Below are 12,421 nucleotides of genomic sequence, written 5' to 3' on the forward strand. Positions count from 1 at the left end.
CCGGGCGTCGCGGGCAAAAAAGGCGGAGGGAAAACGCGCATTTTACCGTATTCCCATGCCCCGCCGATTTGACCCGGTTTGCGTGATCCGGCTGCGCGCAACCGACGCGCGATGCGCCGCGCGTCAGTTACGCTGGCCGAACATCATCTGGCGCGCGATCGCCTTCTTCAGCGGCGGCACGAATTCGAGCGCGGTGAGCGCCGCGCCGCGCAGCAGCGGAAGCGGGCCGGCCTCGACCGTGAACAGGCGCGCGAGCGTGTCGGTCGCGCCGATCGTGAAGCGCCGGTCGAGCGCGCGCCGCGCGTTGAAGGTCGCGAGCGCGGTTGCCTCGAAGCCTTGCGTGGACAGCGAGTCGACGAGCGTGTGCGCATCGCGCAGCCCGAGGTTGAGGCCCTGGCCGGCGACCGGATGCAGCGTTTGCGCGGCATTGCCGACGATCGCGATGCGTCCGTTGACGAGCGTCTGCGCCGCGTTCAGCCCGAGCGGGAACGATGCGCGCCCGGCGATCGCGACGAACTGACCCATGCGTTCGCCGAACGCGGCGCCGAGTTCGCGCAGGAACTCGGCGTCGGGAAGGGCGGCGCGGCGGGCTGCTTCGTCGGGCATGCAGCACCATACGAGCGAATAGTCGGCGCCGCCAAGCGGCAGCAGCGCGAGCGGGCCTTCGTGCGTGAAGCGTTCCCACGCGACGTTCGGGCGCGGCGCCGAGACCGTGACCGTGCCGACGATCGCGGTCTGACCGTAGTCCCGGCGATGCTTACCGGTCTCGGCCTGCTGTTCGTGGAACAGCCCGCCTTCCGCGTTGATGACGAGGCGCGCGCGCAGCGTGCGCTCGCCTTGCGGGCCGTCGAGCGTCAGCGTGACGCCGTCGGCGTCCTGTTGCGGCGCGCGGGCGGTGGTCGACGTGAGCCAGTCGACGCGCGTGCCGCGCACCGCCTGCGCGAGCGCCTGCACGATCGAGCCGTAGCGCACCACGTAGCCGAGCGCGGCGAGGTCGTGTTCGTCCCGGTCGATCAGCGTGCGGCCGAAATGGCCGCGCTGCGACACGTGGATGTGTTCGATCGGCGTCGCGTCGCCCGGCCACGCGAGCGTGTCGAGCAGCACGCGGCTGCCGTGCGACACGGCGATCGCGCGCGGATCGTTCGCGCTCGCGGCCGGCTCGCGCGCGTCGATCAGCGCGATCGACGCGTGCTGCGTCGCGCTGCGTCGTGCGAGCCAGCCGGCGAGCGCGAGCCCGACGGGGCCCGCGCCGACGATGGCAAGGTCGTAGTCCGGCGTGGCCGGGGAGGAAGCGGTCGTCATCAGTGTTCGTGAAACGGGGTAACGGTCAACGGCGGATCGGCAGAGATCGATGGCAGCCTGCGGCGCGCTCAGGCGGCGTGCGCCGCGCCCGCGCGCATCAGCGCCTCGATCTCGGCGGCCGCCACCGGCACGCCGCGCGTGATCAGCTCGCAACCGTGCTCGCGCACGATCGCGTCGTCTTCGATGCGGATGCCGATGTTCCAGTATTCGGACGGCACGTCGTCGGCAGCCCGCACGTACAGGCCCGGCTCGACGGTGAGCGTCATGCCGGGTTTCAGCGTGCGCCACGGCAGCGCGCCGTTGGCGTCGCGCTCGGCGAGCCGCTCGCGGTAGTCGCCGCAATCGTGCACGTCCATGCCGAGCCAGTGGCCGGTGCGGTGCATGTAGAAGCGTGCGTACGCGCGCTCGGCGATCACGTCGTCGACGTTCGAGAAGCGTGTCTTAGGGATGATGCCGGTATCGAGCAGCCCCTGCGCGAGCACGCGCACGGCTGCGTCGTGCGGCGCCTCGAACGGCACGCCCGCGCGCGTCGCGTCGATCGCGGCCTGCTGCGCGGCGAGCACGATGTCGTACAGCGTGCGCTGCGCGGGCGAGAAGCGCCCGTTGGCCGGGAACGTGCGCGTGATGTCCGACGCGTAGCCGTCGAGTTCGCACGCGGCATCGATCAGGATCAGGTCGCCGTCCTGCGCGGCCGCGTTGCCGGCCGGGTAGTGCAGCACGCACGCATTCGCGCCGGCCGCGACGATCGAGCCGTACGCGGGCGCCTGCGCACCATGCTTGCGGAACGTATAGAGCAGCTCGGCCTCGAGTTCGTATTCGCGGATCCCCGGGCGGCACACCTGCATCGCGCGGCGATGCGCGAGCGCGGAGATGTGCGCGGCGCGCATCATGATCGCGAGCTCGTGTTCGTCCTTCACGAGCCGCATGTCGTCGAGCAGCGGCGTGAGGTCGAGCATCGCGTCCGGCGCGGCGACGCCCGCGCGCGCCTGCGCGCGCACCGCATCGATCCAGCCGGCGAGCTGGCGGTCGAACTCGGCCGATGCGCCGAACCGGTAGTGCACGGTGCCCGCATCGGCGAGCAGCCGCGGCATTTCGGTGTCGATCACGTCGACCGCGTAGGCCGTGTCGAAACCGAATACATCGCGCGCGGCCTCCGGCCCGTAATGGAAACCTTCCCAGATCTCGCGGTCGGCATTCTTCGCGCGGCAGAACAGAATCGATTCCGGCGCGCCATGCCCGGCCGCGTTCAGCACGAGCACGGCGTCCGGCTCGGTGAAGCCTGTCAGGTAATGGAAGTAGCTGTCATGCCGGTACGGAAAGGCCGTATCGCGGTTGCGCAGCATTTCCGGCGCGGTGGGGACGATGGCGACGCCGCCGCCCGCGGCGCGCAGTGCGGCAAGCACGCGTTCACGGCGCTGGCGGTAGACGTCGACGGCGATGGCGGTATCGAGGGGCGCATTCATTCGTGCGATTGTAGCGCCGCCGGACGCCGCGCGTGAGAGCGGTGGCCGCAAGCCACGCCGGACGGGGCTCGGCGACGGCTGTTGCAAACCATCCACAGGCCGGTCGGGCGATTTTCTACCCGGCCACGCCGCCCGGTTATGATCGACGACAACGTATACTCTCGGCGGTTCCCTTAAAAAGGCAGATGATGAAATTAATCGGTTCGCTCAGCAGCCCGTACGTCCGCAAGGCGCGGATCGTGCTTGCTGAAAAGAAGATCGACTACAAGCTGGAGCTCGAGAACGTGTGGGCGCCGGAGACGAACATTCATGCATCGAATCCGCTCGGCAAGGTCCCGTGTCTCGTGATGGAGGATGGTGCCGCGGTGTTCGATTCCCGCGTGATCTGCGAATACGTCGATACGCTGTCGCCGGTCGGCAAGCTGATTCCGCCGTCGGGGCGCGAGCGTGTCGAAGTGCGTTGCTGGGAAGCGCTGGGCGACGGCGTGCTCGACGCGGCCGTTGCCATCCGTCTCGAACACACGCTGCGTGACGAAGCACAGCGCAGCGCCAGCTGGATCGCGCGCCAGCAGCGCAAGATCGACGACGGCCTCGTCGCGATGTCGCAGGGCCTCGGCGGCAAGACGTGGTGCGTCGGTAATCATTACACGCTCGCCGACATCGCACTCGGCTGCGCGCTCGGCTACCTCGACTTCCGGATGCCCGAGCTCAACTGGCGCGACCGCCACCCGAACCTCGACAAGTATTTCGTGAAGCTGTCGCAGCGGCAGACGTTCGCCGACACGCTGCCGCCAGCCTGACCCGCTGCCGGCGGCGGATTGAGCAGACAAAAGAAAAGCGCCCCGCGGGGCGCTTTTCTTTTTGGCGGATCGCCCGGGCGACGGACGATCGCACGTCCGACGCGTTACTCGATCGACGCGTAAACGGTCTCGCCGAGCACGAACGAATCGCTGCGCGCGATCGGCCACCACTTGTCGTACAGCGTATAGCCGCAGGTCTGGCCGTCGAGCAGCGCGCCGGGCTTCAGGTACTTCAGCAACTGCGACATCAGCCGGACCTCGTGCGGCGCGACGCGCTGCACGATGTGATGCGCGCGCAGCTCGGACGGATGGCCGAGGCCGGCCGCCTGCACGAGTTCCTGCAGCGCATGCAGCGTATTGCGGTGGAAGTTGTACACGCGCTCGGCCTTGTCCGGCACGACGAGGGCGCGCTGGCGCACCGGGTCCTGCGTGGCGACGCCGGTCGGGCAGCGGTCGGTGTGGCAATGCTGCGCCTGGATGCAGCCGACCGCGAACATGAAGCCGCGCGCCGAGTTCACCCAGTCCGCGCCGATCGCGAGCGTGCGCGCGATGTCGAACGCGGTGATGATCTTGCCGCTCGCACCGATCTTCACGCGGTCGCGCACGCCGATCCCGACGAGCGTGTTGTGCACCAGCAGCAGCCCTTCCTGCAGCGGCACGCCGACATGGTCGGTGAATTCGAGCGGCGCGGCGCCGGTGCCGCCTTCCGCGCCGTCGACGACGATGAAGTCGGGCACGATGCCCGTCTCGATCATCGCCTTCGCGATCCCGAAGAACTCCCACGGATGGCCGATGCACAGCTTGAAGCCGGTCGGCTTGCCGCCCGACAGCGTGCGCAGCCGCTCGACGAATTCGAGCAGCCCGCGCGGCGTCGAGAATTCCGAGTGCGTCGCGGGCGAGATGCAGTCCTTGCCCATCGGCACGCCGCGCGTCTCGGCGATCTCGGGCGTGATCTTCGCGGCCGGCAGCACGCCGCCGTGGCCGGGCTTCGCGCCTTGCGACAGCTTGATCTCGATCATCTTGACCTGCGGATCGGCGGCCTGCTTCGCGAACTTGTCCGGGTTGAACGTGCCGTCTTCGCTGCGGCAGCCGAAGTAGCCGGACGCGATTTCCCAGATGATGTCGCCGCCGTTCTCACGGTGGTACTTCGACAGCGAGCCTTCACCGGTGTCGTGCGCGAAACCGCCTTTCTTCGCGCCGAGGTTCAGCGAGCGGATCGCGTTCGCGGACAGCGAGCCGAAGCTCATCGCCGAGATGTTGAAGATCGAGATGTCGTAGGGCTGCGCGCGGTTTGCGCCGACCCGGATGCGGAAGTCGTGGTTCGGCAGCTTCGTCGGCGCGAGCGAGTGGCTGATCCATTCGTGCGCGACGGCCTTCACGTTCAGTTCGGTGCCGTACGGGCGGTTGTCGGCGACATTCTTCGCGCGCTGGTAGACGAGGCTGCGCTGCGCGCGCGAGAACGGTTTCTCGTCGGTGTCGTCCTCGACGAAATACTGGCGGATCTCGGGGCGGATGAACTCGAACAGGAAGCGGAAATGGCCCCAGAGCGGGTAATTCCGCAGGATCGCGTGATGGTCCTGTTTCAGGTCGTACAGGCCGAGTGCGACGAGCGCGACGGGGATGATGATCCACAGCCAGGAAAGCACGTGGATCGACGCGAGGGCGGCCGCTGCAACGAGCAACAGGACGGCACACCACATCGCGAGGTAGCGTCGTGAAAGCATGGGGACTCCTAGGGTCTATTCATGTATGGAACGCGCATGCGAATGCCCGAAATCGCGCGCAGGGCAAGAAGTGAGGAGCGCCGTTTGGCCGAGCCAAACAAGTGACGAACGACGCCGCCATGCGGGCGATTTCGGGCATTCCCGTGGAATGATTTTTTAAATTTGGGGTTGCCACGAGAACGGCCGCTCGCCGCGTTGCGCTCCTTGCGAATACGTCCAGTATTCGCGGCGTCGCGCGCCTCGCGAGCGGCCGTTCTCGTGGCAACGCATGCGCGTTCCATACATGAATAGACCCTGCATCTTGAAATGCCGCCATGCGTACGCTGCGCGGCGGCGCACCGGCCGCGGCGGAATCGTGTTCCGCCGGGCGCGGCGTGCCGCAAGTCTAAACCGAATGGATGTCAGCGTGCTTCGGCCAGCGCGCCGGTGTGGCCTGCCGCCGGTGCCGGCGCCGTCTGGCCGGGCTGGCCGGTGGCCGCGAACTCGATGATGCCGCCGCCCAGGCAGATCTCGCCGTCATACAGCACGGCCGACTGGCCGGGCGTCACCGCCCATTGCGCGTCGTCGAACGCGAGCGAGAAGCGCTCGCCGTCGGCCAGCCCGAACATGCATGCGGCGTCGGCCTGCCGATAGCGCGTCTTGGCGCCGCACGAGAAGCCTTCGGCCGGCGGCTCGCCCGCGACCCAGCTCACGTTGCCGGCGACGAGCTGACGCGACAGCAGCCACGGATGGTCGTGGCCCTGCACGACGTACAGGGTGTTCGACGCGATGTCCTTCGCGGCGACGAACCACGGTTCGCCGCTGCCGTCCTTGCTGCCGCCGAGGCCGATGCCCTTGCGCTGGCCGAACGTGTAGAACGCGAGGCCGATGTGCTCGCCGATCACCTTGCCGTCCGGCGTCTTCATCGGGCCCGGTTTCGTCGGAAGATAGCGGTTCAGGAAGTCGCGGAACGGCCGTTCGCCGATGAAGCAGATGCCCGTCGAGTCCTTCTTCTTCGCGTTCGGCAGGCCGATCTGCGCGGCGATCTCGCGCACCTTCGTCTTCGGGATCTCGCCGAGCGGGAACATCGTCTTCGACAGTTGCGCCTGGTTCAGCCGGTGCAGGAAGTACGACTGGTCTTTCGTATGATCGAACGCCTTCAGCAGTTCGAAGCGACCGTCGCGCTCGCGCACGCGCGCGTAGTGGCCGGTCGCGATCATTTCCGCGTCGAGCGACATCGCGTGATCGAGGAACGCCTTGAACTTGATCTCGGCGTTGCACAGCACGTCCGGGTTCGGCGTGCGGCCGGCCGAGTATTCGCGCAGGAATTCGGCGAACACGCGATCCTTGTACTCGGCCGCGAAGTTCACCGCTTCCACGTCGATGCCGATCAGGTCGGCGACCGACACGACGTCGATCCAGTCCTGGCGCGTCGAGCAGTATTCGCCGTCGTCGTCGTCTTCCCAGTTCTTCATGAACAGGCCGACCACGTCGTACCCTTGTTCCTTCAGCAGCCACGCGGTCACCGACGAATCGACGCCGCCCGACATGCCCACTACTACACGGCGCTTGGTCATTTGCTTACCGCCTGGCGGTCGAATGCGTCCGGACGCGGCGCGACCGAATGCGTATGCACGAAATCGAGCGGAATGCGCCGCCCGGCGAGATAGTCGTCGACGCAGCGCATCACCGCGGGCGAGCGGTGGCGCTCGCTGCACGCGCGCAGTTCGTCGGCGCTCATCCACAGCGTGCGGACGATGCCGTCGTCGAGCACGTGGCCGGGCAGCGGCTCGCCGGCCGTGCCGCAGAACGTGAAGCGCAGGTAGGTCGCGCCGGCGGTGCCGGGGCGCTCGTAGTGCGCGAGATAGACGCCGACGAGCGCGTCGGGGACGAACGGATGCGCGGTTTCCTCGAGCGTCTCGCGGATCACGGCGTCGGCGAGCGTCTCGCCGGCTTCGAGATGGCCGGCCGGCTGGTTGATGCGCAGGCCCGTGGAGGTTTCTTCCTCGATCACGAGAAAGCGACCGGCGCGCTCGACGAGCGCTGCAACGGTCACATGCGGGGTCCAGATTTCGGGTTTCATGGTTCGGCATTTTACCGGTTGCGCCCGGACGCTGCCGGCCCCTTCGTTAGACGAATCCGACCCTGGTCATTTGTATCGCGGCGACGGGCGCCCGATTTGTCGTGGCGCGAATCGGCGGCGCGGCGCGGCCACGACCAGCGAGCGGCCCGGGCAGCAGTGCGGACCGGAGACGCCGAATCGCGCCCCCATTTTTCACGGCGCGACGATCGTCGCGACGCAGGCGGCGATCGTGTCCCGCACGCGCACGATCGCCGGGTCGCGCTGCGTGCTCGTGCGCCAGCCGATCTCCACCGGGTAGCGCGGCAGCTCGACGGGGCACGCGAGGGCGCGCAGCGACGTCGACTGCGCGATCGCGTGTGCCGCGTGCGCCGGAATCGTCGCCACCGCGGCGGAACCGGCGAGCAGGTACGGCAGCGCCGCGAAGTGCGTGGTCGAGGCTACGACGCGACGCTTGTGGCCGAGCGCGGCCAGCGCCTCGTCGACGATCCCGATCACGCCGCCCGACGACACGAGCAGGTGATCGCGCTGCAGGAACTCGGCGAGCGCGAGCGTGCGCGGCGCTCGCGCGCGGCCGGCCGGATCGATCAGGCACGCGTAGCCGCCTGTGGCGACCGCGCGCCGGCTGAGGCCGTTGGCCGAGAACCCGCCCGACGCGATCGCGAGATCGACGCCGTGCCGCAGCAGCGCGTCGCCCGCGATCCCGCTGTGCGTCTGCCGGAAGATCAGCCGGATGCCCGCGGCTTCCCGCGCGACCGCGTCGATCAGCGCGCGGCCGAGCGCGATCTCGAAGTCGTCCGACAAGCCGATCGAGATCGTGCGGCCGACCCGCTCGCCGCCGTCGGCCGCGATCGCGAGGCTTTCGCGGCAGCGGTCGAGCGCATCGGACAGGATCGGCTTGAGTTCGTCCGCGCGCGGCGTCGGCGCGAGCCCGCGGCCGGTGCGCCCGAACAGCGGATCGGCGTAGATCACGCGCAGCCGCGCGAGCGCCGCGCTGACTGCCGACTGCGTGAGGCCGAGCCGCAGCGCCGCGCGGCTCGCGCCGCCTTCCTCGTACAACGCCTCGAACACCTTCAGCAGATTCAGGTCGAGCCCGGCGATATCATCCGCATTCATGTCAGTTATCGTTGTATCGATTTGATCGATGAAATGATATCGATAAAGATGGCGTCACCCCACTCACCCGGAGACGCCTTCATGTCCACCTCAGTCATCGCCGCGCTGCAGATCGGCGCATCGCCCGCCGGCACGCGTGCCACTCTCGACACGATCCTCGGCTACGAAACCGCGATCCGCGACAGCGGCGCATCGCTCGTCGTGCTGCCCGAGGCCGTGCTCGGCGGCTATCCGAAAGGCGAGAGCTTCGGTACGCGGCTCGGCTACCGGTTGCCCGAGGGCCGCGACGCGTATGCGCGCTACGCCGCGCAGGCGATCGACGTGCCGGGGCCCGAAACCGACGAGCTGGCCGCGCTGTCGCAGCGCACGGGTGCGAGCCTCGTGGTCGGCGTGATCGAGCGCGGCGGCAGCACGCTGTACTGCACGGCGCTGTTCTTCGACCCGCGCGACGGGCTCGTCGCGAAGCACCGCAAGCTGATGCCGACCGGCACCGAGCGGCTGATCTGGGGGCAGGGCGACGGCTCGACGCTTCCGGTGGTCGACACGGCCGCGGGCCGCGCGGGTGCCGCGATCTGCTGGGAGAACCACATGCCGCTGCTGCGCTGCGCGATGTATGCGAAAGGCGTGCAGATCTGGTGTGCGCCGACCGTCGACGAGCGCGACCTGTGGCAAAGCTCGATGCGGCACATCGCGCACGAGGGGCGCTGCTTCGTCGTCAGCGCCTGCCAGGTGCAGCCGTCGCCGCGCGCGCTCGGCATCGACGTGCCGGGCTGGGATCCCGAGCGGCCGCTGATCCGCGGCGGCAGCGTGATCGTCGGGCCGCTCGGCGACCTGCTGACGGAGCCGCTGATCGGCGAGGCCGGGCTCGTGACCGCGCGCATCGATACCGACGAACTCGTGCGTGCGCGTTACGACTTCGACGTGGTCGGGCACTATGCGCGCGCCGACGTGTTTTCGCTGCACGTCGACGAGCGGCCGAAGCGGCCGGTGGTGTTCGAGGGCTGACAGGCGTTGCCGGGGCGCCGACGCCCCGGCGCTCGCATGGCGGCGGGGCCGGCGGGGCGGCATCCGGCCTGCCGCTGCCGCGCGCGTCAGCGCATCGGCGCTTCCGCGATCCGCATGTAGTCGGCGATCCGCCGGCCTTCCATGTCCGGAAACTGCTCGTGCACCGTGATGTCGCCCATCCGCGCGATGTCGAAGGTGCGGAAGTCGCCGCGCAGTTCGCACCACGCGCCGATCGTCCAGCGTCCGCCCCAGTAGACGAGCCCGAGCGGCCACACGCGGCGCTGCGTGTGCGCGCCGAGCCGGTCGCGGTAGTCGAAGCTGACGATGTGGTGCGTGTCGACCGCCTGGTGGATCGCGTCGACCTTCGCGCAGAACGTCTCGTCGATGTGGAACGACGGCGCGAACACCGGCAGGCGGTCGAGCGCCGTGCGCTTGTCGGCCGGCATCGCCGATGCGATCTTCGCGAGCGCCGAGCGCGCGCCACCCGCGAAGCGGGCGCCGCCCCAGGTCTCGAGCATCCGCGCGCCGACCGCGAGCGCCGCGAGTTCCTCGGCCGTGAACGTGAGCGGCGGCAGGCTCGCGTTGCGGTTCAGCCGGTAGCCGATGCCGGCTTCGCCTTCGATCGGCACCCCTGACAGTTGCAGGTCGCGCACGTCGCGATAGACCGTGCGCGGCGACACCGACAGCCAGTCGGCGAGCTGTTGCGCGGTCGTGAGACGCCGCCCGCGCAACAGTTCGGCGATCTGGAACAGGCGGTCGGCACGGCGCGTCATGGCTGCACCTCGACTCCAACGGCTACGGGGACTTCGCGATGATAGCGCCGCGCCGGCAGGATCGTGGACGCGCTCAGTGGCATTTCGGTGCGTGCAGGCCGACGCGGTTGCCTTCGGTATCGATCAGGTAGCCGATGTAGCCGTAGTTGTTCGGCAGCTCGATGACCGAGCCCTGCACGACGCCGCCCGCGCGTTTCGCGCGTTCGAGCGCCGCGACGACCGACTCGCCGGCGTTCAGGTACACGAGCACGCCGTTCGCGCTCGGCTTCATCTGCTGCGGATCGAATACGATGCTGCCGCCCGTGCTCGACGCTTCGTGATCGAACATGGCCATCGGCACGCCGCCGATGACTTCGCGCTGCAGCGTCGTTTGCAGCACGGTTTCGTAGAAACGGATCGCCCGGTCGAAATCGAGGGACGGGATGTCGAACCACGCGATCGCACGTTCGAGGGTTGCGGTTGCAGTTGCAGTTGCGGACGTCATGACGAGTTCCTTGTGTTGTTCGGGTTGTTGATGGAAACCAGCCTTGCATTGCGCCGGGATTGCAGTGTGATCGGGGGCTGCTGACAGCGTGCTGTCAGTAGTCATGGCGGGGCTGACGAAAGGTAGCTTCGGCAGCTTCGCCGGCGTCCCGGCCGGGCAGCACCATATGGGACGGGCAGATCGAAGCGCGGCGGGCGCGGCCCCGGCATGCCTCGGCGCCGCGCAACGAAAAACGCCCGGCGGATGCCGGGCGTCGTCAGGGTGTCAGCAGGCGGCCGCAGCGGCCGCTTCGCGTGTCAGGCGTCGCCTTCCGGCGCGGCCGGGCGTGCCTTTACGCTGCCGGCGATCAGGTCGAAGCGGAACAGCCGGCATTCGAGCGCGCCGTTGAACAGCGGCGTCTTCGCCGATTCGCGCAGCCGCAGCATGCCCGGCAGCGACCGGTCCGACGTCAGCAGGAACGCCTGCCAGCCCGTGAAGCGCTGCTTGAGCGCATCGCCGAGCGCATTGAAGAACTCGCTGTCCGGCGCGTCGGTGTGGGTGCGGCGGAATGCGTCGTCGTTGTCGCGGTTGCGGCCCGTCTCGCGTACCTCGCCGCGCGCACTGCGGCCGCGCACCTCGATCCGCTCGCCGTACGGCGGGTTCGCGAGGATGATGCCCGGGCCGTCGCACGGCGGCGTCATGCCGCGCGCGTCGACCTGCTTGAGCCACACCGACGGTACGCCCGCGCGCTCGAGGTTCGCGCGCGCCTTCTCGAGCATGTCGCCGGAGATGTCGCTGCCGTACACGCCGAGCGCATCGCGCTTGCCGCGCGCCGCGCGCTTTGCGTCGAGCGCCGGGACCTTCAGGCCCTGCCATGCGGTGATGTCGTACTGCTTGAGCTTTTCGAAGCCGAAGCGGCGCTCGACGCCCGGCGCGACGCCGAGCGCGATCTGTGCGGCTTCCGCCAGGAACGTGCCGCTGCCGCACATCGGGTCGTACAGCGCGGTGCCGGGCGTCCAGCCCGTCAGGCGCAGGATGCCGGCCGCGAGGTTCTCGCGCAGCGGCGCCGCGCCCTTGTCGAGGCGCCAGCCGCGCTTGAAGAGCGGCTCGCCCGACGTATCGAGGTACAGCGTGCACTCGGTGGCCGTCAGGAACGCGAACACGCGCACGTCCGGCGCGCCGGTGTCGATGCTCGGCCGCGCACCGGTCTTCTCGCGCATCCGGTCGCAGATCGCGTCCTTCACGCGCAGCGTCGCGAATTCGAGGCTCTTCAGCGGCGACTTGATCGCGGTGATGTCGACGCGCAGCGTCTGCGTCGCTGCGAACCAGCGTTCCCACGGCTGCTCGAGCGCGAGCGCGTAGACGTCCTGTTCGTTGCGGTACGGGCGGTGCGCGATCTTCAGCAGAATCCGGCTCGCAATTCGCGAATGGAGGTTCGCGGCCATGCCGGCGGCCCAGCCGCCGCGGAAATGAACACCGCCCGGCACCTGCGCGCCCGCGGTGAACGGCGCGCCGTCCAGATGGCGGCCGGCGATTTCGGCCAGCTCGGCGGCAAGCACCGCTTCGAGGCCGCGCGGGCAGGGAGCGAAGAATTCGTACAGGGTGGGCGAGGACATAAGGCGGGTGAGGGCGTGCAAAAGTCCACCATTGTACGCGGCGCGGGCGGCCGCGGCCGGTGTTGCGTCCGATTCGGGACGCCGGCGCGCGTGCGCCGGC

11 protein-coding genes are annotated in these 12,421 nt (G+C 69.0%); 2 read left to right on the forward strand and 9 right to left on the reverse strand.

From position 1 onward, the window contains the following. Positions 1-123: 123 nt before the first annotated feature. Positions 124-1,302 (reverse strand): UbiH/UbiF/VisC/COQ6 family ubiquinone biosynthesis hydroxylase, encoded by a 1,179-nt coding sequence (locus F3J14_RS21740; RefSeq protein WP_166724766.1) that lies wholly within the window; start codon positions 1,300-1,302, stop codon positions 124-126. A gap of 68 nt (positions 1,303-1,370) precedes the next feature. Continuing rightward, entirely contained in the window at positions 1,371-2,765 is a 1,395-nt protein-coding gene (locus F3J14_RS21745; protein ID WP_166724767.1) for an aminopeptidase P N-terminal domain-containing protein, read from the reverse strand. Positions 2,766-2,950: 185 nt separating this feature from the next. Here F3J14_RS21745 and F3J14_RS21750 point away from each other — a divergent pair, with 185 nt between their 5' ends. Continuing rightward, positions 2,951-3,565, forward strand: a complete 615-nt coding sequence (locus F3J14_RS21750; protein WP_166724768.1) for a glutathione S-transferase N-terminal domain-containing protein — start codon at positions 2,951-2,953, stop codon at positions 3,563-3,565. 104 nt (positions 3,566-3,669) lie between these two features. On the opposite strand, the gene F3J14_RS21755 is transcribed toward F3J14_RS21750, so the two are convergent. The 4 genes from F3J14_RS21755 to F3J14_RS21770 form a co-directional block, all read right to left on the reverse strand. Next, complete coding sequence (locus tag F3J14_RS21755) at positions 3,670-5,289, reverse strand: FMN-binding glutamate synthase family protein (protein ID WP_105785358.1); 1,620 nt, start codon at positions 5,287-5,289, stop codon at positions 3,670-3,672. 401 nt (positions 5,290-5,690) lie between these two features. Next, a complete protein-coding gene (mnmA, locus tag F3J14_RS21760) occupies positions 5,691-6,845 on the reverse strand; it encodes a tRNA 2-thiouridine(34) synthase MnmA (protein ID WP_166724769.1) in 1,155 nt (384 codons plus the stop codon). Continuing rightward, a complete protein-coding gene (locus tag F3J14_RS21765; RefSeq protein WP_166724770.1) occupies positions 6,842-7,351 on the reverse strand; it encodes an NUDIX hydrolase in 510 nt (169 codons plus the stop codon). The genes mnmA and F3J14_RS21765 overlap by 4 nt, the downstream gene beginning before the upstream one ends. Before the next feature lie 192 nt (positions 7,352-7,543). Next, a complete protein-coding gene (locus tag F3J14_RS21770) occupies positions 7,544-8,464 on the reverse strand; it encodes a LysR family transcriptional regulator (RefSeq protein ID WP_166724771.1) in 921 nt (306 codons plus the stop codon). Positions 8,465-8,545: 81 nt separating this feature from the next. Between F3J14_RS21770 and F3J14_RS21775 the strand changes: the two genes are divergently transcribed. Then, positions 8,546-9,469: a carbon-nitrogen hydrolase family protein gene (locus tag F3J14_RS21775; protein WP_166724772.1), complete on the forward strand. Its 924-nt coding sequence runs from the start codon at positions 8,546-8,548 to the stop codon at positions 9,467-9,469. 86 nt (positions 9,470-9,555) lie between these two features. On the opposite strand, the gene F3J14_RS21780 is transcribed toward F3J14_RS21775, so the two are convergent. The 3 genes from F3J14_RS21780 to F3J14_RS21790 form a co-directional block, all read right to left on the reverse strand. After that, complete coding sequence (locus F3J14_RS21780; RefSeq protein WP_166724773.1) at positions 9,556-10,242, reverse strand: YafY family protein; 687 nt, start codon at positions 10,240-10,242, stop codon at positions 9,556-9,558. 73 nt (positions 10,243-10,315) lie between these two features. After that, entirely contained in the window at positions 10,316-10,726 is a 411-nt protein-coding gene (locus tag F3J14_RS21785; RefSeq protein WP_166724774.1) for a VOC family protein, read from the reverse strand. Positions 10,727-11,022: 296 nt separating this feature from the next. Continuing rightward, complete coding sequence (locus F3J14_RS21790) at positions 11,023-12,321, reverse strand: class I SAM-dependent RNA methyltransferase (protein WP_166724775.1); 1,299 nt, start codon at positions 12,319-12,321, stop codon at positions 11,023-11,025. Positions 12,322-12,421: the final 100 nt, after the last annotated feature.

This window comes from Burkholderia sp. Tr-862, assembly GCF_011753085.1.
In the GTDB taxonomy this organism is placed as follows: Bacteria; Pseudomonadota; Gammaproteobacteria; order Burkholderiales; family Burkholderiaceae; genus Burkholderia; species Burkholderia ambifaria.

Coding starts and splice junctions, on each gene's coding strand:
- F3J14_RS21740 (WP_166724766.1), bottom strand. CDS start 1,302: ATGACGACCGCTTCCTCCCCGGCCACGCCGGACTACGACCTTGCCATC.
- F3J14_RS21745 (WP_166724767.1), bottom strand. CDS start 2,765: ATGAATGCGCCCCTCGATACCGCCATCGCCGTCGACGTCTACCGCCAG.
- F3J14_RS21750 (WP_166724768.1), top strand. CDS start 2,951: ATGATGAAATTAATCGGTTCGCTCAGCAGCCCGTACGTCCGCAAGGCG.
- F3J14_RS21755 (WP_105785358.1), bottom strand. CDS start 5,289: ATGCTTTCACGACGCTACCTCGCGATGTGGTGTGCCGTCCTGTTGCTC.
- mnmA (WP_166724769.1), bottom strand. CDS start 6,845: ATGACCAAGCGCCGTGTAGTAGTGGGCATGTCGGGCGGCGTCGATTCG.
- F3J14_RS21765 (WP_166724770.1), bottom strand. CDS start 7,351: ATGAAACCCGAAATCTGGACCCCGCATGTGACCGTTGCAGCGCTCGTC.
- F3J14_RS21770 (WP_166724771.1), bottom strand. CDS start 8,464: ATGAATGCGGATGATATCGCCGGGCTCGACCTGAATCTGCTGAAGGTG.
- F3J14_RS21775 (WP_166724772.1), top strand. CDS start 8,546: ATGTCCACCTCAGTCATCGCCGCGCTGCAGATCGGCGCATCGCCCGCC.
- F3J14_RS21780 (WP_166724773.1), bottom strand. CDS start 10,242: ATGACGCGCCGTGCCGACCGCCTGTTCCAGATCGCCGAACTGTTGCGC.
- F3J14_RS21785 (WP_166724774.1), bottom strand. CDS start 10,726: ATGACGTCCGCAACTGCAACTGCAACCGCAACCCTCGAACGTGCGATC.
- F3J14_RS21790 (WP_166724775.1), bottom strand. CDS start 12,321: ATGTCCTCGCCCACCCTGTACGAATTCTTCGCTCCCTGCCCGCGCGGC.